Below are 23,126 nucleotides of genomic sequence, written 5' to 3' on the forward strand. Positions count from 1 at the left end.
TATACCATCTGGCTGGCCGCCGTTTTAATTTTGAGATGCTCAGCGGCTTGATTTTGTATTGCATTTTTTCGCCTCCCTAAAAATCTGAAATTTCTACTTGACTTTTATTAGCAGGTCTTCCACAAAAAACAGACTGACGTCGCCGGACAACAGAAGGGGCTGTTGCAGCAGACTGCAACAGCCCCCATGCCCGCGCGGCGGGGTTTTTTATTTCTCGTCCAGGGGCAGGGGCGCGGGGGGCGCAAATTGATCCGCGCAGTCCTGAGCCAGCTTGCGCAAGTGCTCGTCCTGACTGCTGAAGTTGGAGGACAGCTGCTCCAGCATTTGGTGCAGCTTGTCCAGCTCCTGACCGGTGCGGGAGATGGCCCCGTCCATATCCGAGCGCAGCAGGTCATAGCCTGCCTGCACCTTATGGAGCCACTGAGTGACCTCGGTGTGGGCCCGACGGACCTTTTCCTCCGCCTCCTGCTGCACCTCCTGAGCTCGGCAGTGGGCCTCAAGTTCGATGCCGGCGGTGCGGTCCTTTACCTGCTGGTAGGCGGCGGCGTCGCGCTCGGCCTGAGCCAGGCGGGCATTGGCGTCGGTCAGCTGGGCGGCGGTCTGCTCGGCCTCTCCACGGACCTGAGCCAGCTGGGCCCGCAGCGCGTCCGCTTCTTTGCGTGCCTCATCCAGCTGGGCAGTCAGGGCCTCCTTTTCTTTGGCCAACGTCTCAGCCTGCTCTTTGGCCTGTCCGGCCTGCGCCGCCAGCTCCTCCTTTTCGGCCGCCAGCTCATCCCGCTCCCGCTGAAGCTGGGCCAGCTTTTCCACGTGGCTCTGGTTGGAGGATTCAATATAACTCAGCACATCCTGCTTCTGAAAACCGCCGAAGGTGGCGGTACGAAACTGAAGCTCTGTGGCGCTCATAGGGGACACCTCATTTCCACAAATTCATGCCTATTTTAACACAGTTTTCTCCATAACACAATCCGCTCTTTTCGTTGACTCGACAGGGGTAGAATGATATAATAGGATGATTATGACAACAATGACCGGGAGGATGACTATGTGGGTCTCTGACGGATGGAAAGATTATGAGCTGCTGGACTGCGGCGGGGGAGAGCGGCTGGAGCGCTGGGGCAAGTTTACTCTGGTGCGCCCGGATCCCCAGGCTATTTGGCGCCCCGAAGGGCGGCATCCCGGCTGGAACCGGTACGACGCCCGGTACCAGCGGTCCTCCACCGGCGGCGGGCGCTGGGTGAAAAAGGCCCTGCCCGAGCGGTGGACGCTGGGCTATAAGGAGCTTACCTTTAATATTAAGCCCATGAACTTCAAGCACACCGGCCTGTTCCCCGAGCAGGCTGCTAACTGGGACTTTGCCATGGAGCGTATCCGCTCCGCAGGCCGGCCGGTGAATGTGCTCAACCTATTTGCCTACACCGGCGGGGCCACCGTGGCCTGCGCCGCGGCGGGCGCCAGCGTGTGCCATGTGGATGCTGCCAAGGGTATGGTAAGCTGGGCCCGGGAGAACGCTGCCTCTTCCGGCCTCACCGACGCCCCCATCCGCTGGATCGTGGATGACTGCGGCAAATTTGTGGAGCGGGAGATCCGCCGGGGACGGAAGTACGATGCCGTCATTATGGACCCGCCCTCCTACGGACGGGGCCCCTCCGGCGAGATCTGGAAGCTGGAGGAGAACCTGTTCCCCTTTGTGGAGCTGGTGACCGGGGTGCTGTCGGACAACCCCCTGTTCTTCCTCATCAACTCCTATACCACCGGCCTTGCCCCCTCGGTACTCACCTACCTGCTGGAGACACTGGTGGCCCGGAAGCACGGCGGCCATACTGAGAGCCAGGAGCTGGGTCTGCCGGTAACCGCTACCGGCCTGGCGCTGCCCTGCGGCGCTACCGGACGATGGATCTGCGACTAAGAAGGAGACGCTATGGGACAAGCCATTCTTGAAACAAAGGACCTGCACTTCCGCTATGACGAGGAGGAGGGACCATCCCCGGTGGTGCTGGACGGAGTGGATCTCCAGATCCAGGAGGGCACCTTCGTGGCGGTGCTGGGCCACAACGGCTCGGGGAAATCCACCCTGGCCAAGCATATGAATGCCATTTTGCTGCCCACCGGCGGCAAGGTTTATGTGGACGGTATGGATACCGCCGACGAGGAAAAACTGATGGATATCCGGCGTACCGTGGGCATGGTGTTCCAGAACCCGGACAACCAGATCGTGGCCAACGTGGTGGAGGAGGACGTGGCCTTCGCTCCGGAGAATCTGGGAGTCCCCCCGGAGGAGATCCGCTGCCGGGTGGACGATTCCCTCAAGGCAGTGGGGATGTATGAGTACCGGGAGCACGCCCCCCATCTGCTCTCCGGCGGTCAGAAGCAGCGGGTAGCCATCGCCGGCGTCATCGCCATGCAGCCCCGGTGCATCGTGCTGGACGAGCCCACCGCCATGCTGGACCCCATTGGCCGTTCCGAGGTGCTGAAAACCATCAAGCAGCTCAACCGTACCTCCGGGGTGACGGTGGTACTCATCACCCACCACATGGACGAGGCCGCCCAGGCCGACCGACTGGTGGTTATGTCCAAGGGCAAGGTCATTGCCGACGGTGCCCCCCGTGAGGTATTCAAGCAGGTGGAGGCACTGAAGGAAGTGGGCCTCACCGTCCCCGAGACCACCGAGCTTCTGTGGGAGCTGCGAAAGGCAGGGGTGGACGTCTCCCTGGACGCCCTCAGCGACGAGGAGTGCGCCCAGGAATTGTATCAGCTGCTGAACCAGGGCGTTACCCCGTAAGGGGAATGCACCATTGTGATAAAGGACTGAAGCAAATTGGAACCGATTATTCAGACGGAGCGCCTGAGTCATATCTATTCCGCCGGCACCCCCTTTGAGCACGGGGCCCTGGTGGACGTGGACTTTACCGCCTACCGCGGGGAGTACCTGGGCATCATCGGCCACACCGGCTCGGGCAAATCTACCCTGATCCAGCACCTCAACGGCCTGTTGAAGCCCACCTCGGGCAGAGTGCTCTTTGAGGGCAAGGATATCTGGGAGAGCAAGGAGCGTACCCGCCAGACCCGCTTCCAGGTGGGCCTGGTGTTCCAGTACCCCGAGTATCAGCTCTTTGAGGAAACCGTTTATAAGGATATCGCCTTCGGCCCCGGCAACATGGGGCTGGAGCCAGACGAGATCGACCGCCGGGTGCGGCAGGCCGCCCAGTTCGTGGGCCTGAAGGAGGAGACTCTGGAGAAGTCTCCCTTTGAGCTCTCCGGCGGCCAGAAGCGCCGGGTTGCTATTGCCGGCGTCATTGCCATGGAGCCCTCGGTGCTCATTCTGGACGAGCCCACCGCCGGTCTGGACCCGGTGGGTGTGGAGTCCATTCTGGGCAACATCCACGACTACCATGTGGCCAAGAATGCCACCATCATCATCGTCTCCCACTCTATGGAGGAGATGGCCCGGACGGTGGACCGCATCGTGGTGGTCAACGACGGCAAGATTCCCTTCTCCGGCGCTCCCCGGGAGGTATTCGCCCACGGGGACGAACTGGAGCGTATGGGACTGGGTGTGCCCGCCATGACCCGGGTGTTCCACCGGCTGCGTGCCATGGGGGTGGACATCGACCCCTCGGTGTACACCATCCAGCAGGCCAGAGACGCGATTCTGGCCAAACTGGGAAAGGCGGTGGTGTAAATGGCGCTGAAAGACATTACCCTGGGCCAGTATTTCCCGGGCAAGACCATCATCCACCGGCTGGATCCCCGCACCAAGCTGATTGGCACCATTGCCTATATCGTAGCCCTGTTTCTGGCCGCAAATGTGGTGACCTACGCCATTTTGCTGGTGCTGCTGGCCGCCCTTATCGCCATTTCCAAGGTGGGGCTCAAGAGTATTCTTCGGGGCATGAAGCCCATCTTCATCATCATCCTCATCACCGCCATTCTGAACCTGTTCTTTACCCCCGGTGAGGGGGAACCGCTGGTGTCCTGGTGGGTGTTTACCATCTACGCGGAGGGCATCCGGGCAGCTGTGTTCATGATCCTGCGGATTATGATGCTCATCACCTGCACCTTCCTGCTGACCTACACCACCTCGCCCATTATGCTCACCGACGGCCTGGAGAAACTGCTCAGCCCCCTGAAGGTGATCCGGGTGCCCATCCACGAGCTGGCCATGATGATGTCCATTGCCCTGCGGTTCATCCCCACCCTCATTGAGGAGACCGACAAGATCATGTCCGCTCAGAAGGCCAGAGGCGCCGATTTCGACAGCGGCAACCTGATCCGCAAGGCCCGCGCCCTGGTGCCCCTGCTGGTGCCCCTGTTTATTTCTGCTTTCCGCCGGGCCGACGAGCTGGCGGTAGCCATGGAGTGCCGGTGCTACCACGGCGGCAGCGGACGCACCCGCCTGCGCCAGCTGAAGATGAAGGGTGTGGACATTCTCTCCCTGCTGCTGTCGGTGGCTCTGTGCGTGGGTATCGGCGTGCTGGCTCACTACGGTTGGTAAGGGACCACAATTTTTACCAAAATTTAAGGTTTACTGAAGGACTTATGAGAAATATTGCGTTAAGATTGATGTATGTGGGCACGGCCTACCACGGCTGGCAGGTCCAGAAGAACGCCGTTACCGTGGCTGAAACTCTGGAAAAGGCCCTGGCCACGGTGGTGGGCCATCCGGTGAAGTGTGCCGGCGCAGGCCGTACCGACGCCGGGGTCCACGCCGAGACCTATGTGGCCAACTTCCGCACCACCTCCCGCATCCCCTGCGACCGGCTGCCCCTGGCGGTGAATACCCGGCTGCCCGATGACATCGTAGTGGTGAAGGCCACCGAGGCGCCGGATGAGTTCAATGCCATCGGCTCCTGCCTGAAGAAGGAGTATACCTACCGGATCTACAACTCCCACATCCGCAACGCCTTCTATGTAGACCGGGCCTGGTTTTATCCCAAGCATCTGGACGAGGGGATTATGCAGCGGGCGGCCTCCCACTTTGTGGGTACCCATGACTTCGCCGCTGTCCGCAGCGTAGGTACCGAGACCCGCACCACCGTGCGGACGGTCCACTACTTCAATATCACCCGCAGCGGTCTGATGATCGAATGCAAGGTGTGTGCAGACGGTTTCCTGTACAACATGGTGCGGGCCATGGTGGGCACCTGCGTCTATGCCGCCGAGGGCAAGTTCTCTCCCGATGACGTGCCCGCCATCCTGGAGGGCAGGAACCGCACCGCCGCAGGCCCCACGGTGCCCGCCGGCGGCCTGTACATGACAAAGCTATGGTACCATGAGGATGTGTTGTAATGCCTCGCCACATAATTTCCAAGAAGGCGCATAGACTGAACGAGGACAAGGACGCCAATCCCTCCCGCAAGAAGGAGAAGCGGCCCAATCCAGTGCTGCGGCTGCTGGCCTTTCTGCTGACCGTAGTCATGGTGCTGGGCGCCATCTTCCTCATCGTCAACTATGATAAATTGAATTTTGACTCCATCAAGCGGTGGTTTGCCTACCGGGATCTGGAGCGGGGAGACAGCGGACAGGCTGAATCTTTCCCATTTGACGGGGACAGCAGCAGCACCTTTGCCAGCCTGGACGGCGATCTGCTGGTGTGTTCCACTACCGGTGTGCGGCTCTATTCAGCCAGTGGTCAGGTGTATGTGGACCGCACGGTCACCATGGAAAACCCGGTTGCGGTAGCTGCCGGGTCCACCGCTCTGGCCTACGATGCCGGCGGCCAGACTCTGTTGGCCTGCCGGAACCGGGAGGAGGCCTTTACCCTGGAGCTGGCGGAGGACGAAGAGGTGCTCTCCGCCGATGTAAACGGGAAGGGCTGGATGGTGACGGTGACCCAGGAGAGCGGTTATAAGGGCGTGGTTACGGTGTACGACAGTCAGTTCCAGCCCCAGATGCAGGTGAGCCTGTCCAGCCGCTTTATCATGGATGCAGCCCTGTCGCCGGACAACAGTACGGTGGCGGTGCTCACCATGGGCCTCACCGACGGCACCTTCACCAGTCAGGTGGAGCTCTATCCCACCGCCGGCGCCGCTTCCGATGCCTCTCCCCAGACTACCTGCACGGTGGGCGGCCAGGTGATCCTGGACATGACCTGGGACGACAGCGGAATCTGGGCCCTGGGTGAGGATGAGATCTATCATCTGGATGATTCCGCCGCCCTGACGGGCAGCTATTCCTATTCCGATCGCTATCTGAAGGGCTTTTCCCTGGCAGGAGACGGTACCGCCGTTCTGCTGCTGGGCAAGTACCGGGCAGGCAGTACCGCTGAGCTAGTGGTGGTGGACACCCAGGGCGAGGCCCGGGCCACCATGGCTCTGGACGAGCAGGTGCTGTCCATCTCGGCGGCGGGGCGGTATATCAGCCTGCTCACCGCCGACCAGCTGGACATCTATGACCAGGATCTGTCGGTCTATCATTCCCTGGAAGAGACCCAAAGCGCACGCAAGGTGCTCCAGCGCTCCGACGGCAGTGTGCTGCTCATCGGCAACGACACCGCGCGGGTCTATTTGCCCCAGTAATCACGGAGGAACCCTATGGCAATCGTATTTGAACTGATCGTTGTGGCCATCCTGGCGGCCTTTGTGCTGCTGGGTATCAAGCGGGGACTGGTTTTGTCCCTGTGCGGCCTGGTGGGCGTGCTCATCGCCTTTGGCGGCGCCGGCGTGCTGGCCCGTACCCTGTCTCCCATGGTGGCAGACGCCCTGGAGCCCAAGTTTGCTGCCGCCATTGAGGAGCAGCTGGACCAGCAGATCCAGGCCAGCCTGGAGGAGAACGGCCAGACAGGGGAGGAGGCTCCCACACCGGATACCCTGCCTCTTCAGGACGTGCTCAACGCCCTGCGGGACATGGGTTTCTATGAGCCTCTGATCAACAGCGTCAACCAGGCGGTAGAGAACGGTATGACCGAGGTGGCCGCCAGTGCCGCAGCTAAGGTGGCGGCGGCCATCGCCCAGTCAGCGGCCTATCTCATCCTGTTCCTGGTAGGTTTTGTGGTTATTCTCATTCTGTGGAAGCTTGTAAGCCGGGCTTTGGATTTGGTGGCCCGCCTGCCGGTGCTCCACTTCCTCAATAAGACTCTGGGCGGCGTGTTTGGCCTGCTTCAGGGCTGCCTGATCCTGTTTATCGCCGCCTGGGCCATCCAGTTCATGGGTAATCTGATCCCGGCGGAGACGGTGGAGCACACGGTACTGCTGAAATTCTTCATGACCACCAATCCTATGAGCCTGCTTTCCGGCGTGTAACCGGCAGCGATCTGAGAAAAAGAGAGAAATTCAGGTGAATCGACATGACAGTCCCCAATATTCTGTCCCTGTTCCGGCTGTTTCTGGTGCCGGTGTTCGCAGTGGTGTTTTTCCAGCCCATGCCGGACGCCCATACCTGGGCGGCCCTCATCTATCTGGTGGCCTTCCTCACCGATATTGCCGACGGCTGGATCGCACGCCACTTCAATCAGGTCAGCAAGCTGGGCCGTATCTTGGACCCTGCAGCTGACAAGTGGATGACCTTTACGGTCATTATCTGTATTACAGTGGACGGCATTATCCCCCTGTGGGCAGTGATCGTGTTCTTCTGCAAGGAGCTGTGCATGGCCATCGGCGGTTATCTCATGTATCGCCGTCTGGGGGATGTGATCCCCTCCAACTGGCTGGGTAAGCTGTCTACCGGCGTGTTCTTTGTGGTGTGTGTGGCCCTGATGCTGTTCCCCGCCATCCCCAGAGTGGGGCGTACCGCCATGATCGGCGGAGCTCTGGTACTGACGCTGCTGGCGCTGGCAGGGTATGTGTACCAGTATTGCAAGACCATGCGGGAAAGAAAGCCGGCCTGATTCATACCCAGTTCATAATTTCGGATTAGAATCATCTCTCCGGGGAGAGGGCCCGTACGGCCGTCCCCGTCAAAGGAGCTGAACATATATGCAACCCACACTTTGTTCCAGATGTCATAAGAATGTAGCCGTCATCTTCATTCAGAAGATGGAGGGCGGCACCACCAAGAGTGAGGGGCTGTGCCTCAAGTGCGCCAAGGAAATGGGCATCAAGCCCGTGGAAGATATGATGCAGAAGATGGGCATCACCGATGAGGACCTGGAGGGACTGACCAACGAGATGATGTCCGCCTTCGGGGGAGCCGAGGGCATGGAGGGCCTGGTGCCCAGCGACGACGGCGAGCAGGATGAGGAGGACGAGGGCAAGACCGCCACATTCCCCTTCCTGAACAAGCTGTTCGGCGGCGGGGCCCAGAACCCCCAGAACCAGCCTCCCGAGCGGGAGAATAACCGCTCTGAACGGGCTGATAAGGACAAGAAAGGCGACAAGCCCCCCAAGCGGAAGTTTTTGGAGAACTACTGTATCTCTCTGACCCAGAAGGCCGCCGAGGGCAAGCTGGACAAGATCATCGGCCGGGACGAGGAGATCCAGCGCACCATTCAGATCCTCAACCGCCGGCAGAAGAACAACCCCTGTCTCATCGGCGAGCCCGGCGTGGGCAAGACTGCCATTGCCGAGGGCCTGGCCCAGAAAATCTGGGCGCGGGACGTACCCTATAAGCTGCTGGACAAGGAGGTCTATCTGCTGGACCTGACCGCCTTGGTGGCAGGCACCCAGTTCCGCGGCCAGTTTGAGAGCCGCATGAAGGGCCTGATTGAGGAGATCAAGAAGCTGGGCAACATCATCCTGGTCATCGACGAGGTCCACAACATTGTGGGCGCCGGCGACGCCGAGGGGTCCATGAACGCCGCCAACATCCTCAAGCCCGCCCTCAGCCGGGGGGAGATCCAGGTCATCGGCGCCACCACCCTCACCGAGTACCGCAAGTACATCGAGAAGGATTCCGCTCTGGAGCGGCGGTTCCAGCCGGTGATGGTGGAGGAGCCCTCCATTGAGGACAGCATTAAGATCATCAAGGGCATCGCCCCCTACTATGAAAAGTACCACTTCGTCTCCATCTCTCCTGAGATGTGCCGCCTGGCGGTGACCATGAGCGAGCGGTATATCACCGACCGGTTCCTGCCTGACAAGGCCATCGACCTCATCGACGAGGCCTGCTCCGACGTGAACCTCCACAACAAGGCCCTGGCCCGTGAGGTGGAGGTGAAGAAGGAACTGGAGCAGCTGGGTCAGGAGCGGGAGAACCTGATGGTGGAGGCCAACGACCGGGATTACAAGCGCCAGACCGCCCTCAAGAACAACGAGAGCCGCCAGGGCGAGATCCGCCGGGAGCTGAACAAGCTCACCGCCGAGCACGATGCCCTTATGGGCAACCCCGCCACCACCGAGGCCCTGGGGGCCAATGAACGCCGTCAGGCCAATTTCCGCAAGGAACTGGACAACCTGGCTGCCGAACGGGAGAAGCTGATGGCCGACCAGGGCAGCAGCAAGGACTACGAACGGCTGGCCTCTATCAAGAGCCGGGAGATCCAGCTCCAGGACGAGCTGAGCAAGCTGGATGCCCAGAGCGCCCCGCCCCTGACGGTGGAGCACCTGGCCCGGGTCATTGAGCTGTGGACCAAGATCCCTGCCAGCCAGATCCAGGAGGCCGAGTATGAGCGCCTGGCCAAGCTGGAAGACCGGCTGAAAGAGCACCTCATCGGCCAAGACGAGGCGGTCCACGCTGTGGCCGCCGCCGTCCGCAGGGGCCGGGTGGGCATCGCCTCCAAGCGCAAGCCCGTGTCCTTCATCTTTGTGGGCTCCACCGGCGTGGGCAAGACCGAGCTGGTCAAGCGGCTGGCCATGGATATGTTCCACTCTCCCGAGTCCCTCATCCGGCTGGATATGAGCGAGTTCATGGAGAAGTTTGCCGTCAGCCGCATCATCGGCTCCCCCCCGGGCTATGTGGGCTATGACGAGGCGGGCCAGCTCACCGAGAAGGTGCGCCGCAAGCCCTACTGCGTCATCCTCTTCGACGAGATTGAGAAGGCCCACCCCGATGTGCTCAATATTTTGCTCCAGATCCTGGACGACGGCCATATCACCGACGCCCAGGGCCGCAACGTGAACTTCGAGAACACCGTTATCGTCATGACCTCCAACGCGGGCAGCGACGCCCGCACCTCCGCCGGCAGCGTGGGCTTTGGTCGCACCGCAGACCAGCAGGGGAGGGAGCGGGCCATGAAGGCGCTGGAGTCCTTCCTGCGGCCTGAGTTCATCAACCGGGTGGACGAGATTGTCTACTTCAACAAGCTCACCGAGGACAACTTTAAGTCTATCGCTGCCATCATGCTGGGCGAGTTGCGGGATACCCTCAAGGAGAAGGGCATCACCTTCACCTGGGACGACGCTCTGCTGGACCACCTGGTCCGCAAGTCCTACTCCCAGACCTACGGCGCCCGCAACCTGCGCCGCCAGATCCAGAAGGACCTGGAGGACGACATCGCTACCAAGCTCATCGACAGCTATCTCCATCCCATCTCTGCCATCCACGCCACGTCGGACGGGGAGAAGACCGTTATTACGGCGGAATAAGCATAAAAAACCAGGGTGTGCCCTACGGCACACCCTGGTTTTCTGTTTGTGGGGTTATTACACTTTTCCCAGATCCACCGTCTTATGGTAGGCGGCCTCCACCGCCTCAATGGCGGCAGAGCGGAAGGCCCGGGCCTCCAGGGCGGCCACACCGGCGATGGTAGAGCCGCCGGGGGAGCACACCTCATCCTTCAGCTGGCCGGGGTGCTTGCCGCTCTCCAGCACCATAGCGGCGGAGCCCAGCACCATCTGGGCGGCGTATACCATGGCCTGCTGCCGGGGCAGACCAACCTTCACCGCACCGTCGGCCAGAGCCTCGATGAAGGGATAGACAAAGGCAGGGCCGCAGCCCGCCACGGCGGAGAAGGCGTCGATCTGGCCCTCCGTCAGCCGTTCCACACGGCCAGCCTTGGCCAGAATGGCCTCCACGGCCTGATAGTGTTCCTCACGGGCATCGGGCTCGCCGGTGAGGGCCAGCATTCCCATACCGATGGAGGCGGGGGTGTTGGGCATGATCCGCAGGATGGCGGGGGAGCAGTCTCCCAGCCAGCCCCGCAGGGTGGCGATCTGAATACCGGCGGCAATGGTCACCAGTACGGTGTCCGGCTTCTCCCGCAGGGCGGGGACCAGGGCCTTCACCACACCCTCCATCACCTGAGGCTTGACGCACAGAAAGACGTATTCGGCCTGCCGGAGGGCGTCCCCGTTGTCCTGAACCGCGGTGCAGCCCAGCTTTCCGGCCAGTTCCTCTGCCTTGGCGTAGGCGTGGTCGGTAATGACCACCTGGTCCGGGCCAATAGCCTGGCAGGCCGCCTGGATGAGGGCGCCGCCCATGTTGCCTGCGCCGATAAATGCCGCTTTTTTCATAAAAGATCCCAGCTTTCTTTGATAATCTGCGATGAGCGCCAGCTTGTCCTGCCGGCGCAGCTGCTTGATGGCGTATTCCCGCCGGAGAGCCGCCCCCTTGTCAGGACAGGCCTCCTGGTAGACCACCTCCACCGGCAGGCGGGAGCGGGTATATTTGGCCCCTTTGCCCCGGTTGTGGACCGCCGACCGCTTGTCTACGTCGGCGGCGGTGCCGGTGTACAGGCTGCCGTCGGCACACCGGAGGATATAGACCCAGTATTCCATGGCACTCACCAGTCGGGCCGGAGGACGGGGGAGAGCTCCAGGTCGGAAAAGACGGAGCGCACCGCGGCCTCGTAGTCCAGCGGGTCCCGGGCCTTCTTAATGGCCTTGGACAGCTTGTCCCCCTCCAGAAACAGGCGGATCAGGTAGAACCAGACCTCCTTCATCCGCAGCATGGCGTTGCGGCGGCTGCCGAAGGCTTCCGCATAGCTCTCATACACCTGGTCCACAAACCCAGCCAGTTCCTTCTTGTTGGCGGCAGACCCACCCTTGAGGCGGCGGGCCAGGGCGGGATCGCCTGCCAACCCCCGGCCCAGCATGAGCCGCTCTGCCGCTGGAAAGGCGGCCTGGAGCCTGGCGGCGTCGTCGGGGGTGTAGATATCCCCATTGTAGCACACCGGGAAGGGGGAGTCCTCCAGCGCCGCCCCGAAGCAGTCCCACCGGGGGGTGTTCTTATACATATCCGTCCGTACCCGGGGGTGGACAACTAGCTCCGCCACAGGGTATTTTCGATAGATGGCCAGCAGGGCGGTAAATTCCTCCGGCTCCTTCAGGCCAATCCGGGTCTTGATGGAGAGGGTGCAAGGGGCCTTTGAAAAAATCTCATCCAAAAAGGCGTCCAGTTCCGACGGATGGCCCAGAAAGCCGGAGCCCTTGCCCTTGGCCACCACCGTGCCTGAGGGACAGCCCAGGTTCAGGTTGACCTCCCGGTAGCCCATGGCAGCCAGCTCTCCCGCCGCCCAGAGAAAATCCTCTGCATTTCGGGTGAGCAGCTGAGGCACAGTGGGAAGGCCGCCGTTGTGCTCCGGCAGGATCTCCCGCAGCTCCCGTTTGGTGAAGCGGTGGTCCTGAGTGGGAGTCAGAAAGGGAGTGAAGTACCGGTCCACCCCGCCGAACCAGCGGGCCAGGGCCTGCCGGTAGTAAACTGTGGTCAGCCCCTCCATGGGGGCGAGGGATACCATCAAACAACTCGCTCCTTTACATTGCTGTAATGCGTACTGAACAAAGCCAAATGTCTGAAAACATTAACTTTCAAGGTCGGTTGGCTTTGTTCAAGCGCAAGGTTTTTGGACGATCTCGTCCAAAAACCTTGCGCTTTCCATTGGTGCGTTGAGACGCGCCAACGGAAATACGCATTGCAACAATGGCTGAATTTCATAAAAACAGCCACTTCGAGCTGTTTTTATGAAATTGCGCGGATGCCTCCGCGCGAATAAACCGCATCGCGGTTTATTCAGCAGATATTACTGTAGCAAATTGTAGCAGGACGGGCCGCCGCCGTCAAGCGGAGGGAAACGCAAAAAAGGGGTTGACAGGGGAGGGGAAGTATGGTATTTTTATGACATGGTTAGCTATAGCTAACCAAAAATAAAACGATTTGGTTAGCGTATACTAACCTCGAAAGGAGCACCAATGATGTCCCTGCAAGCCGTCCTTGTTGAGCATAGCTCTCCCACCCTGGCGGGGCTGAAGCCCGCCAGCCTGTTTCGGTACCAGCCGGAGGAGGGGGGAGACTTTGCCGGGGAATTTCTTGCCTGCCGCCGGGAGCTGGAGGAGCGGGGACTGGTGCTCACCCTGCTGAAGGGCTGCCGGAGGACGGGGGCCTATCTGGTCTACCTCTACCGGAAGGAGGACCTGGCGGGGCTGCTGAACCAGCCGGACCACCGTGCCTTTCTCCGGGAGATGGGGTATGAGCCCTGGACGGAGAGCCGGGGCTGCCTGCGGCAGCTGGCCACCCGTTTGTGCCTGGAGGGGGAGTTCCCCCATGAAATCGGGGTGTTCCTGGGCTATCCGCTCTCCGACGTGAAGGGCTTCATCCGCCACAAGGGGAAGAACTTTACCCTCTGCGGCTGTTGGAAGTGCTACGGCGATCCCAGGCAGGCTGCCCGGCAGTTCCGTCGGTTCAAGGAGTGTACCAATGTCTACCGCCGCCGGTTTGCGGCAGGGGCGACCCTGAGACAGCTGACCGTGGCGGCCTGAATACAGATCCATCATAGATGAAAGGATGATTGACATGAGCAAGATCGCAGTGGTTTATTGGAGCGGCACCGGCAACACCGAGGCCATGGCCAAGCTGGTGGAGGAGGGTATCGTGGCTGCCGGCGGTCAGGCCGACCTGCTGCCTCCCGCCCTCTTCACCTCCGATTTGGTGAGCGGCTACGATGCCATCGCCTTCGGCTGTCCCTCCATGGGGGCCGAGCAGCTGGAGGAAGGGGAGTTCCAGCCCATGTTTGACGCTGTCAAGGGCAGCCTGGGGGGCAAGACCATTGGTCTCTTCGGCTCCTACGGCTGGGGAGACGGCGAATGGATGCGTACCTGGGCGGAGGAGTGCGAGGACCTGGGGTGCAAGCTGGCCGACGAGCCGGTGATTGCCCACGAGGCCCCCAATGCCGACGCCGCCGACGCCTGCCGGGATCTGGGCAAGGCTCTGGTTAGTTAAGAAAAAACGGGCGTGCCGCCTTGTGCGGTACGCCCGTTTGCTGTGTTATGCCATTTCTCCCGCCAGGGAGCGCTCCATGTAGTCCCGGATGATCTCCGGGTCGTCAGTCTGGCCCAATACCCACATGAGCTTGGTGACCGCCGCCTCGGTGGTCATGTCCCGGCCCTGGATGACCCCCTGGGCCAGCACCTTCTGGCCCACCTCGTAGACTGAGAAGTCGCTGGGCTCGTACAGGCACTGGCTGCATACCACCACCGTCATGCCCGCCTGGGCGGCAGTCTGGAGCTTGGAAATCAGGTCCCGGCGGACGAAGTGGAGGCCGCCGGCGCCGAAGGCCTCAATGACAATGCCCCGGTAGTGCATCTGGAGGAGCATATCGAAGATCTCCGGGTCCAGACCTGGGGTGAGTTTGATGAGGAACACCTTGTCGCACAACCTGTCCCGCAGGGTACAGGCCCCGGCGGTGGTGGGAATGGCCTCCCGGCGGATCTGAAGGCCCTTGCCGTCCACCGCGGCGGCCAGGGGCCAGTTAACGCTCTCAAAGGCGTCGAAGTCAGTGGTGCGGGTCTTGACCGCCCGGCAGCCCAGAATCACCTTCCGGTCGAAGGCCAGGAACACCCCGGCCACCCCGGAGGCCGCCATAGCCAGAGCGGTACGCAGGTTCTCCATGCCGTCGCTGAGAGGGTGGGTCATGGGCAGCTGAGCCCCGGTAAGCACCACCGGGATGGAGATGCCCCGGAGCATGAAGGACAGGATGGAAGCGGTGTAGGCCATGGTGTCGGTGCCATGGGTGATGACGATACCGTCATAGGCGCCCCGCTGCTCAAAGACGTGGCGGGCGATGGTTTGCCACTCCTCAGGCTGGATGTTGGAGGAGTCCAGATGGAGGATGTCCCGGATGGTGATGTCGTAGGAGTCGGTAACGCCCCGGGGGAGCAGTTCTGCCAGATCCTCTCCGTCCAGGCCGGGGGCCAGTCCGTCGTCGGTGGGCAGGGAAGCAATGGTGCCGCCGGTGGTAAGCAGGAGGATGCGGCTCTTCACTTAAAACACCTCCGCCATGGCGTCCGCCCGGCCCATGGCCTCGGCCAGGATGGCCTCCTTGTCGTTGCGGATATCGTCCAGGCCCTCGGCGGCGAGGCACTGGAAGGAGGGAATGCCATACATGGCGCACAGAGCCTCCAGCTGCCGGGCGCCCATCTCCATCCATGCCGTTTCAGGCAGAGAGAAGTTGCCGCCCCGGGTGGTGATGAGCAGCAGCTTGCCCGCCTTGCACAGGCCCACGTTGTTGCCCTGCTCATCGTAGCCGAAGGTGATGTTCGTCACCGAGATCCGCTCCAGATAGATCTTCAGGATGGCGGGGAAGGACAGGTCCCAGAAGGGGGCTGCGACTACAATCCGGTCGGCGGCGGCAAACTGGTGGGCCAGGTCGAACATGGGATCGTCCAGCTTGCCTGCGTTCCAAAGTTCATCCCGCTCCGCCAGTACCTCGGGATACTGGGGTACCGGACGGTCCTTGCACAGGTCCACCTCGGTAACGGCTCCATCGGGGTGGGCCTGCTGCCAGCGATCCAGGAACCGGCGGGCCAGCTTCAGGGTGCGGGACCGCTCACCCCGCACACAGGCATTTATAAAGAGAAGTTGTTCCATGGTGTTCACGCTCCTGCGTCTGTTTTCCTGTCTATGCTATCACAGATTCCAGAAGGGCGCAAGCGGACCGGTCCAATTCCCCCAGCAGGGAGGATACTGTGTTGTTATCCGTAAGATCCAGTTTCTCCGCCTCGATGTGGACCACCCGGTCCCCCTGCCGGAAGATCAGGCCGTTGCCTTCGCCCCAGCGGTAGGTCCAGGCCTGGTCGTAGCCCAGTTCCGCCTGGGTCAGCGCTGCAGGGTCGTGCAGGTGGAAATAGCGGTCCAGGCGGCCCTGGTCGCCCTCGATGGCCCGCAGATCGTCACAGATGATACCGGCCAACCAGCTTGTGCGGCAGTCATAGGATTCCACCCACAGATCCCCATCTTCCTCGGAGAACCGACGATATTCTGCCGCCTGCCCGAACACGGAGTCTCCAGTGGTCAGGGTGCTGCCTCCTTCAAAGGTTGTATGGCTGTCGGAGATACTTATGAAAAGGCTGATCCCGATGCCCAAGGCTATGAGCGCATAGCACAGGGGTGCAGCGCCCCGGAATCGGGCAGTGCTCCGGCTGGGAATCGGTATGGGAGCGTTATGTTCCACTGCCCGGCGGCATTTCCTCCGGTAGCGGACCACACGCAGCCCCAGATACAGTACCAGGGCGGCCCATGCCAACAGAAGCAGCTGAGCTAACATAGCCCCGTTGGAGAAAAACATCTCCCACACCCGGGGCTGATCCCGGAACAGGTTGATTGCCCCATAGACCGACCAATAGATCACCAAGTAAAAAAAGGTATTGGCCTGATTCCGAAGGCTCTTTTTTAAAACCTCTTCCCATTCCATGCTGCCGTCGGTCTGAATGGGGGCGGGATGGGTACCGGGCTTGGCCTGGAAATAGAACAGACCGCCTGCCTCATCCAACAGATCCCAGCCTGCCTCATTACACAGGGCCAGATAATCCGCCCGGGCCTGTTCGTCTTTCCGACTGCTGCTCTTCCACCGGGCGGGCTCCACCCAGCAGCGGCGAGGCTGCTCCGCGTGGTGGAAGGCGGCAGTGAAAATACCCAGCTCCGCCAGCTCCCAGCCGTTGTCTGCCAGCTGATCCAGCTCCGCCTGAGCGGCTTTGGCGTCCTCGACAGTGTAGCGGAACCAGCGGATACAAGTTTGTTTCTCCTGTTTCATGCCGTGGAAGCCTCCAAATGAATGAGTACCTGATCCAGCCACTGACTGGCGGGTGGTCCGCTCTCCATCCACAGGATCGTATTACCTCGGCGGAGCACGTAGCTGTCCCCGTCGCTCCACACCCCGTCATAGCCGGGGAGAGGGGCCATGGCCTGTCCCGTCACTGCGTTCTGCACACCGTCGGCCAGCCAGTTCCAGGGCAGCACCCAGCCCTGGCCCTCCAGCGCAAGCGTGTAATCTGTCCCATCCGGCGACCACCACTCGGTCCATTCCGTGTGGGCGGCCAGGAAGGTAGCGCTGTCCTCCCGGAGGGCGGCCTCCGCGGTTGGGAGGAGCTGCTGTCCTGCCAGGGGAGGGGCCACCTGGAGCCGGGTAGTCAGGGGAGACAGGGGCAGCAGACTGACCACCAGCATCACCGCCGCGCCCCCGGCCATGATCCAGTTGCCCCGCCGGGCCCGGCGGTAGGCTGGGTCCTGTTTGAGCAAGCCGTAGAGGAAAGCGCCGATGATACTGCCTACCATACATGCTCGGGAGTATGTTCCCGCATTCGCATCCAGCAATAGGGCGAACAGGAAGAGCGGTGCCAGAAGATAGCCCAGTACCGCCAACAGACGGGCTGCCATGGCGCTTTTTGGTCCCGGCGTAGGGAAGGGGAGGCCTGCGCTTGCCGCTCGCCGCCACTGGATCAGCCGCAGCAGCAGCCGTCCGGACCAAAGCAGTCCTCCGGCCAACAGGAGGGGCAGACACAGAAGAACCAGCGCCGCGGTATTGTACCTGGTAAGAAACCATACCCAGAATAGCAAGGCCGTCCCCGTACCTGTCCAGTTGGTGGCCACGCCCAACAGGGGCAGCAGCAGAAAACAGATCAGGCAGACCGCCCAGCCGAACATCATACGGTGAAGGGATTTTTTTCGGAACCGCCGGTACTCCAGTTCACCGTCCGTCTGGATGGGAGGCGTACCAGCCGGAGCCTCATAGATGTTCCAGTAGCCGGTCTGGGCCGCCTGATACCACCCGGCGTCGGCCAGCAGGCGGAGGTAGTCCGGCCCATCCTCCCGAGCGGGGTCGTACCAGTCCAGACTGTAGGTCACCGGCTTCTCCGCCGGAACAAAACGAGCCAGCAGGTTGAGCCACAGCTTTTCCAGCCGCCAGCCTTCTTCAGCCCGGCGGTTGAGCATAGCTTCCGCCGCCTTGATGTCCATGACAGGATAGGCAAAGAGCGTCCATTTCCGCTTCATGTCGTTTCCTCCTCACGCAATACCTGTTCCATATCCGCCGCCTGCTGGCGGATGCGCTGGTACTCGTCCTGAAGCACCTTGTCTCCCTGGGGGGTAAGCTGATAGTATTTCCGGTTGAGTTCCGTCCGGGTGAGCAGGATCAAACCATCCTTTTCAAATCGCTCCAGCAGGGCGTACAGGGTACCGGCTCCCACGTTCACCCGACCGTTGGTGAGGGTGGTGATGGCCTGCATGATGCCGTAGCCGTGGCGCTCCTGCCGCAGGACCAGCAGCACATAGAACATCTGCTCTGTCAGCGTCTCCAGCTTCTTGCGTGCCAATGGTAACCACCCCCCTTTGTCAGCTTCATTGTATAGCGATATTCGATACAAAGTCAATAGCGAATATCGATATAAAAAGAAATTCAAAAAAAGTGAAAAAGAGTGTTGACAACCTGGATTCGACGTGGTAATATATATCTCGCGCTGAACGACAGCGCAACGCCAAATGCGCGAGTGGTGGAATTGGCAGACTCGCTAGATTCAGGTTCTAGTGTGCATTACGCACGTGCGGGTTCAAGTCCCGCCTCGCGCACCAGATGAAAGGACATCCGAAAGGATGTCCTTTTGTTTTTACTCTGATGATGTCGCAGGAAAGGAGATTGATCTATGCCTGAGCTGAATGAGATCCGGAGCCGCTTTGCAGGGGACCGTTTTGCCACCGAGGCCGCCGGCGCTGCCATCCGGGAGGCCGAGCCCGGACGGGCGGTGTGCGTGATGCCCATCCGGCCGGTCCACCTGAACGCCAACTCCGTCCCCATGGGGGGCGCGGTGTTCACCTTGGCCGACTTTGCCTTTGCGGTGGCTGCCAACGGATTCAGTGACCGTATCACCGTTACCCAGCAGGTGTCGGTCAGCTTTCTCTCCGCCGCCCGGGGGAGCACCCTGATCGCTGAAGCCAGATGCCTGAAGGCCGGCCGTACCACTTGCCTCTATGCCGTGGAGGTGACTGACGATCTGGGGGCCAAGGTGGCCTACCTCACTGTCAACGGCTATACCGTGGGGGCCGCCCCCGGGGCCGGGAAAAATCCTGTCTGAGCGCAAAAAATGGCTGCCGCCGGCAGCCATTTTTTGCGTTTCAGCGTCTCCGGGTGAGGTGCCGCCAGGTCCAGTAAGTACCCTCCGCCTCCTGGACGGCGTCGTAGTCCCACTGGTGGTCGGTCTGCCGGAGAAAATCGCTGGTCACATTAAAGTAAGTGTGGTGCCCTGACTCATTGGCGGCGGGTACATCCACAAAACCGCCCAGAGGATCGTCCCAGGTGGTGTCCACTGCGTACCAGTCCCCATCCAGCTGTACCAGGTTCCAGGCGTGGTCCTGCCGGGAGTCGCTGGAGGCCCCGATCACCGTGACGCAGGGGATATCCAGCAGTCCCATAAACAGCTGGAACGTGTTGGCGTACCCCATGCAGATGGCCTGCCCCTCCACCAGAAGGCCGTAGGGATGACTGCGGTTGGGGGAGGAATGGGTCTCGTCATAGGCGGCGTGGTCAATGATCCAGTCGTGGACCGCCAGTTCCTGCTCCGCCGGGGACATATCGTTGTCGATCTCTGCCTCCAGCACCTGCCGGCATATCTCCAGAATGGCGGCGTCCTCTTCGGACAGGGCGGAGGTATCCCCAGTGCGGTAGGCCTCCATCACAGGGGCGGTGTCGTAGAGGGGCATCTCCTCCTCATTGGGAGGATCAAAGACCACATAGCCCCGGCTGTCCCGCTCCACCGTATAGGGGCGGGCCGCTGTCTGGGTGGTCTCGCCGTCAAAGCGGGTCAGAAAGGCCTCCTTGGCGGCCTCGGGATCGGGGCAGATGGCCAGCAGAAGCCAGCGGCCCTGCCGGAGCAGCAGGGCGTCCTCTACCAGGGCGGCCTGGTCGGGGGCGTAGCCTGTAAAGTCGGCTTGGCGGCCTTCCAGATAGGCCAGCAGCAGCTCCTCCGCCGATCCGGCATCCACGCCGTCAGCCAGCTGGATCACCGCCAGCTCATAGGCCTGGAGCCCTTCAGAGTAGGCTGCTACGGCGTCCACCCAGTCCTCCCGGTCCAGGCCGTAGGCCGCCGTCAGATAGGCCTCCAGCCCCTCTGGGTCCAGTTCGCTGGAGAGGGGCGTCAGGCCATTGTAGAATTCCTCCGGCTGGGACTCCGCCACCACGCCTCCCAGATCGATGGCGGAGGCGTCTGTGGTGGGTTCCTTGGGGGCGCAGCCCGCCAGCAGCAGAAGTGACAGCAGAAGCAAAGTCACTCGTTTCATGGTGACACCTCCGGTTGGGGTCTGGTCTGGGTCAGGGGGAAGGTTACTGACGCGGTGAACAGATCGGCCTGAGTGCGGATGGAGAAGGAACCGCCGCAGGCCTCGGTAAAGGTACGGGCAATGGACAGGCCCAGGCCGCTGCCCCCATCGGTGCGGCTCTGGTCCCCCCGGACAAAGCGCTCGGTGAAGTCCACGCCGTAGGGAAGCTCCTCCCGGGAGGTGTTCTGAATGACAGCGGCGGCCCTGTCCCCCTCCACGGAGAGGGTGAGGTAGATCCGGGAGCCGTCCAGAGCATATTTCAGGGCATTGCCAATAAGGTTCTGGAACACCCGGTACAGCCGGTCCCCGTCAGCCATAATCCACACCGGTCCATCGGGCAGATTGGAGCGGAGCGCAAGGCCGGAGGCCTGGATGTCCTCGTCCAGGTCGGCCAGAGTCTGGCGGAGCAGCTTGGCAAAGTCCAGGGGCCGTATGGTGACCGGCAGGTTGCCGGTGGCCGCTTTGCTCACGTCAAACACATCCTGTACCATGGCCTGGAGCCGCAGAGTCTTTTGATAGAGCACCAGAATATAGTCCCGAACATGGTCAGGTAGGTCCTCCTCCTGCCGCAGCAGCTCGGTGTAGCTCACCATGGAGGTGAGGGGGGTCTTGAGGTCGTGGGACACGTTGGTGATGAGCTCCAGCTTCAGCTTTTCGCTCTTCATCTGCTCAGACAGGGCGTCCTTCAACCGTACCTCCATCTGGTCCAACCCCTCCACCGCAGCCCGCAGATCAGAATCTTGGGGCAGAGGTGCGGCGGAGGCTTGACCAGTCCCAGCGGCCTGGATGCGGGAGAGCAGGGCATCCACATCGGCGGCGGTGCGGCGGTTCTGGCTCATGAGCCACAGCTGGGCGGCGATGAGGAAGAGCCCTGCCAGGGCCAGCAGCAACAGGAGAAAGAAAATAGGGAGGCGGGACATGGTGGGGCCGAACAGAAGAAAAAAGACCACGATACAGCCCAGAATAAAGGGCACAGCCGCCAGGAACTGTAGGGCAGAGCGGCGCATCATCCGCTGTCCGGCGGGCCAGGACAGCTCCCCGCCCCGGTACAGCCGGGCCAGAAGGGCGCACAGGCTGTTGGCGGTGATGTGGCCGAAGTTGTATCGCAGGTCGTTGAGATAGAGGTAGGCCCACCATAGGGCCACCGGTACCGACAGATAGAACCAGATGGTGTAATAATGAGCGGTATACAGGCTCACCAGACAGAAAAAGGCGGCGATGCAGGCCAGAAAAAAGGGAATGAGCAGCACCAGCTTGACCTCTAGCCAGATCTTTCCGGTGAACCAAGCGATGGCCTGGTCTGCCCGCACCTTGTGTTTATGCCACAGAATGGACCAGAGCAGCAGCACAACTCCCACCGCCAGCGGGACCACCACGAACAGGATCAGGGGAAACTGCAGGCGGGCGGCATAATCCATTGTGGAGTAGAGGCCGCTATCGGTTATGACATCGCCGGTCAGAGCAGCGGTGTCCGCAATATAGGCCACCGGTTCTTTGGCCACAGCCATGGTAATGGTGAGCCCGGCGTAGGACTGGGGGACCGGCATATTGCGGTAGCCGGGCAGGTTCCACTGGTCCTCCTCCCGGTAGTAGCCGTCGCCGTAAATGTCTATTTCCTGGCCGTCCTTTTGAATGGTGACGGTCTCCCCGTTAAAATAGAGCAGGAAGTTGTATCCCTCCGGCAGGGCGTCGGGGGAGAGGCCGTCGGCGTTGGTGGCCACCGTCTGACCGTCTTTGGTTACCTTGTAGAGCAGATTTTGATCGCTCAGCTGGTAATGCTCCTGCCAGTCCGGGTCGGCAAAGCTGTAAAACCACTGTGAGATGGTGCGCCGAAAGTCGGCGGTATTCTGATAATCGGACTGGAAAGCGTCGCTGATGCCGTGCCAGCCCAGGGTGTGGACCGCTGAATAACCGGCGGCCAGGGCCAGTATAAGCAGATTGACGCCGAAAAACAGGGCCCAAAAGGCCAGGGCGGGCTTAATGCTTCTCGATTTTGTATCCAATGCCCCACACCACCTTTAAATATTCCGGCTCTTTGGGATTGAGCTCGATTTTCTCTCGAATGCGGCGAATATGCACCATCACCGTGTTTTCTGCGGAATAGGGCTCCTCGTTCCACACCCGGCGGTAGATCTCCTCGGCGGGGAACACCCGGCCCAGGTTGCGCATCAGCAGGTCCACGATCTTCAGCTCGGTGGCGGTGAGCCGCACCGGCACGCCGTCAGCCAGCAGCGTCTTTTGGTCGGGCAGATAGCATAGACGCCCGGTGACCAGTTCCGCCTTCTGGCTGGGAGCGTTCACGTCTCCCAATTGGGTGTACCGCCGCAGGTGGCTGCGCACCCGGGCCACCAGCTCCTGGGGGTGGAAGGGCTTGGCGATATAGTCGTCCGCCCCCATGGACAGACCCAGGATCTTGTCGGTATCCTCCCCCTTGGCGCTGAGGATGAGAATGGGCAGGTTGCGCTGCTCCCGGATCTTGAGCACGGCAGACAGCCCGTCCAGCTTGGGCATCATCACGTCCATCAGGATGAGCCGCAGAGACGGGTCCATAGCCAGATCCAGGGCCTGGAGGCCGTTGTAGGCCTTCAGCACCCGGTAGCCCTCTTTTTCCAGCAAGATTGCAATGGCGCGGACGATCTCGGCGTCGTCGTCCACCACAAGAATGGCTTCATTCATATTGATCCCTCCATGGGTACAGCATAGCAGAGGTTTCTTTCAAAGACGGGGAGGAAACCTTT

At 61.3% G+C, this 23,126-nt stretch carries 23 protein-coding genes and 1 tRNA gene; 13 read left to right on the forward strand and 11 right to left on the reverse strand.

Annotation, left to right across the window (positions count from 1 at the left end):
- Nucleotides 1-207: 207 nt before the first annotated feature.
- A complete protein-coding gene (locus tag B5G40_RS01770; RefSeq protein ID WP_087398560.1) occupies nucleotides 208-903 on the reverse strand; it encodes a hypothetical protein in 696 nt (231 codons plus the stop codon).
- 139 nt (nucleotides 904-1,042) lie between these two features.
- Between B5G40_RS01770 and B5G40_RS01775 the strand changes: the two genes are divergently transcribed.
- The 9 genes from B5G40_RS01775 to B5G40_RS01815 all read left to right on the forward strand — a co-directional run bounded on the left by B5G40_RS01775 (nucleotide 1,043) and on the right by B5G40_RS01815 (nucleotide 10,457).
- A complete protein-coding gene (locus B5G40_RS01775; protein ID WP_087398561.1) occupies nucleotides 1,043-1,906 on the forward strand; it encodes a class I SAM-dependent methyltransferase in 864 nt (287 codons plus the stop codon).
- A 12-nt stretch (nucleotides 1,907-1,918) separates the two neighbouring features.
- Nucleotides 1,919-2,779, forward strand: a complete 861-nt coding sequence (locus tag B5G40_RS01780) for an energy-coupling factor transporter ATPase (protein ID WP_087398562.1) — start codon at nucleotides 1,919-1,921, stop codon at nucleotides 2,777-2,779.
- Nucleotides 2,780-2,815: 36 nt separating this feature from the next.
- A complete protein-coding gene (locus tag B5G40_RS01785) occupies nucleotides 2,816-3,679 on the forward strand; it encodes an energy-coupling factor transporter ATPase (protein ID WP_087187130.1) in 864 nt (287 codons plus the stop codon).
- Nucleotides 3,680-4,492 (forward strand): energy-coupling factor transporter transmembrane component T family protein, encoded by an 813-nt coding sequence (locus B5G40_RS01790; RefSeq protein WP_087187129.1) that lies wholly within the window; start codon nucleotides 3,680-3,682, stop codon nucleotides 4,490-4,492.
- Nucleotides 4,493-4,536: 44 nt separating this feature from the next.
- On the forward strand, nucleotides 4,537-5,286 hold the full coding sequence (truA, locus tag B5G40_RS01795) for a tRNA pseudouridine(38-40) synthase TruA (RefSeq protein WP_087266217.1): 750 nt from the start codon (nucleotides 4,537-4,539) through the stop codon (nucleotides 5,284-5,286).
- Nucleotides 5,286-6,515, forward strand: a complete 1,230-nt coding sequence (locus B5G40_RS01800) for a DUF5711 family protein (RefSeq protein ID WP_087398563.1) — start codon at nucleotides 5,286-5,288, stop codon at nucleotides 6,513-6,515. Before truA ends, B5G40_RS01800 begins: the two co-directional genes overlap by 1 nt.
- Nucleotides 6,516-6,530: 15 nt before the next feature.
- Nucleotides 6,531-7,238, forward strand: a complete 708-nt coding sequence (locus tag B5G40_RS01805) for a CvpA family protein (protein ID WP_087266215.1) — start codon at nucleotides 6,531-6,533, stop codon at nucleotides 7,236-7,238.
- Between the two features lie 44 nt (nucleotides 7,239-7,282).
- The gene (locus tag B5G40_RS01810; RefSeq protein ID WP_087398564.1) at nucleotides 7,283-7,822 is read left to right on the forward strand and encodes a CDP-alcohol phosphatidyltransferase family protein; all 540 of its coding nucleotides are present in this window, start codon (nucleotides 7,283-7,285) and stop codon (nucleotides 7,820-7,822) included.
- Nucleotides 7,823-7,910: 88 nt separating this feature from the next.
- Nucleotides 7,911-10,457 carry an ATP-dependent Clp protease ATP-binding subunit gene (locus B5G40_RS01815; RefSeq protein WP_087398565.1) on the forward strand — a complete coding sequence of 849 codons (2,547 nt, stop codon included), beginning with the start codon at nucleotides 7,911-7,913 and terminating at the stop codon, nucleotides 10,455-10,457.
- 57 nt (nucleotides 10,458-10,514) lie between these two features.
- Here the strand turns inward: B5G40_RS01815 and proC are convergent, their stop codons facing one another.
- The gene (gene proC / locus B5G40_RS01820) at nucleotides 10,515-11,588 is read right to left on the reverse strand and encodes a pyrroline-5-carboxylate reductase (RefSeq protein ID WP_087398566.1); all 1,074 of its coding nucleotides are present in this window, start codon (nucleotides 11,586-11,588) and stop codon (nucleotides 10,515-10,517) included.
- A 5-nt stretch (nucleotides 11,589-11,593) separates the two neighbouring features.
- Complete coding sequence (locus B5G40_RS01825) at nucleotides 11,594-12,547, reverse strand: tRNA dihydrouridine synthase (protein ID WP_242959156.1); 954 nt, start codon at nucleotides 12,545-12,547, stop codon at nucleotides 11,594-11,596.
- A gap of 454 nt (nucleotides 12,548-13,001) precedes the next feature.
- On the opposite strand from B5G40_RS01825, the gene B5G40_RS01830 reads away from it, so the two are divergent.
- Together B5G40_RS01830 and B5G40_RS01835 are read left to right on the forward strand one after the other, a co-directional pair.
- Nucleotides 13,002-13,565: a DUF3793 family protein gene (locus tag B5G40_RS01830; protein ID WP_087398567.1), complete on the forward strand. Its 564-nt coding sequence runs from the start codon at nucleotides 13,002-13,004 to the stop codon at nucleotides 13,563-13,565.
- Between the two features lie 34 nt (nucleotides 13,566-13,599).
- Nucleotides 13,600-14,025 carry a flavodoxin gene (locus tag B5G40_RS01835; protein ID WP_087398568.1) on the forward strand — a complete coding sequence of 142 codons (426 nt, stop codon included), beginning with the start codon at nucleotides 13,600-13,602 and terminating at the stop codon, nucleotides 14,023-14,025.
- Between the two features lie 45 nt (nucleotides 14,026-14,070).
- Here B5G40_RS01835 and B5G40_RS01840 read toward each other — a convergent pair whose 3' ends face one another.
- Genes B5G40_RS01840 through B5G40_RS01860 form a run of 5 tightly spaced genes read right to left on the reverse strand, consistent with a single transcriptional unit; the run spans nucleotide 14,071 to nucleotide 18,392 of the window.
- Nucleotides 14,071-15,066: an asparaginase gene (locus B5G40_RS01840; RefSeq protein ID WP_087398569.1), complete on the reverse strand. Its 996-nt coding sequence runs from the start codon at nucleotides 15,064-15,066 to the stop codon at nucleotides 14,071-14,073.
- Nucleotides 15,067-15,672, reverse strand: coding sequence for an FMN-dependent NADH-azoreductase (locus B5G40_RS01845; protein ID WP_087398570.1), 606 nt, complete (start codon nucleotides 15,670-15,672; stop codon nucleotides 15,067-15,069).
- 31 nt (nucleotides 15,673-15,703) lie between these two features.
- Complete coding sequence (locus tag B5G40_RS01850) at nucleotides 15,704-16,834, reverse strand: DUF2812 domain-containing protein (protein WP_087398571.1); 1,131 nt, start codon at nucleotides 16,832-16,834, stop codon at nucleotides 15,704-15,706.
- Nucleotides 16,831-18,072: a DUF2812 domain-containing protein gene (locus B5G40_RS01855; protein WP_087398572.1), complete on the reverse strand. Its 1,242-nt coding sequence runs from the start codon at nucleotides 18,070-18,072 to the stop codon at nucleotides 16,831-16,833. Before B5G40_RS01855 ends, B5G40_RS01850 begins: the two co-directional genes overlap by 4 nt.
- A complete protein-coding gene (locus tag B5G40_RS01860; RefSeq protein ID WP_087398573.1) occupies nucleotides 18,069-18,392 on the reverse strand; it encodes a PadR family transcriptional regulator in 324 nt (107 codons plus the stop codon). Before B5G40_RS01860 ends, B5G40_RS01855 begins: the two co-directional genes overlap by 4 nt.
- A gap of 168 nt (nucleotides 18,393-18,560) precedes the next feature.
- Between B5G40_RS01860 and B5G40_RS01865 the strand changes: the two genes are divergently transcribed.
- A tRNA-Leu gene (locus B5G40_RS01865) sits at nucleotides 18,561-18,648 on the forward strand.
- A gap of 71 nt (nucleotides 18,649-18,719) precedes the next feature.
- Nucleotides 18,720-19,148: a PaaI family thioesterase gene (locus B5G40_RS01870; RefSeq protein ID WP_087326830.1), complete on the forward strand. Its 429-nt coding sequence runs from the start codon at nucleotides 18,720-18,722 to the stop codon at nucleotides 19,146-19,148.
- A 40-nt stretch (nucleotides 19,149-19,188) separates the two neighbouring features.
- On the opposite strand, the gene B5G40_RS01875 is transcribed toward B5G40_RS01870, so the two are convergent.
- From B5G40_RS01875 to B5G40_RS01885, 3 genes are read right to left on the reverse strand one after another with little or no spacing between them, the layout of a single operon-like run.
- On the reverse strand, nucleotides 19,189-20,349 hold the full coding sequence (locus tag B5G40_RS01875; RefSeq protein ID WP_087398574.1) for a DUF4358 domain-containing protein: 1,161 nt from the start codon (nucleotides 20,347-20,349) through the stop codon (nucleotides 19,189-19,191).
- Complete coding sequence (locus B5G40_RS01880) at nucleotides 20,346-22,391, reverse strand: sensor histidine kinase (RefSeq protein ID WP_087398575.1); 2,046 nt, start codon at nucleotides 22,389-22,391, stop codon at nucleotides 20,346-20,348. The genes B5G40_RS01875 and B5G40_RS01880 overlap by 4 nt, the downstream gene beginning before the upstream one ends.
- Nucleotides 22,366-23,064, reverse strand: coding sequence for a response regulator transcription factor (locus B5G40_RS01885; protein ID WP_087388937.1), 699 nt, complete (start codon nucleotides 23,062-23,064; stop codon nucleotides 22,366-22,368). Before B5G40_RS01885 ends, B5G40_RS01880 begins: the two co-directional genes overlap by 26 nt.
- Between the last annotated feature and the right edge of the window lie 62 nt (nucleotides 23,065-23,126).

The sequence above is a fragment of the Flavonifractor sp. An9 genome (genome assembly GCF_002161245.1).
In the GTDB taxonomy this organism is placed as follows: Bacteria; Bacillota; Clostridia; order Oscillospirales; family Oscillospiraceae; genus Flavonifractor; species Flavonifractor avicola.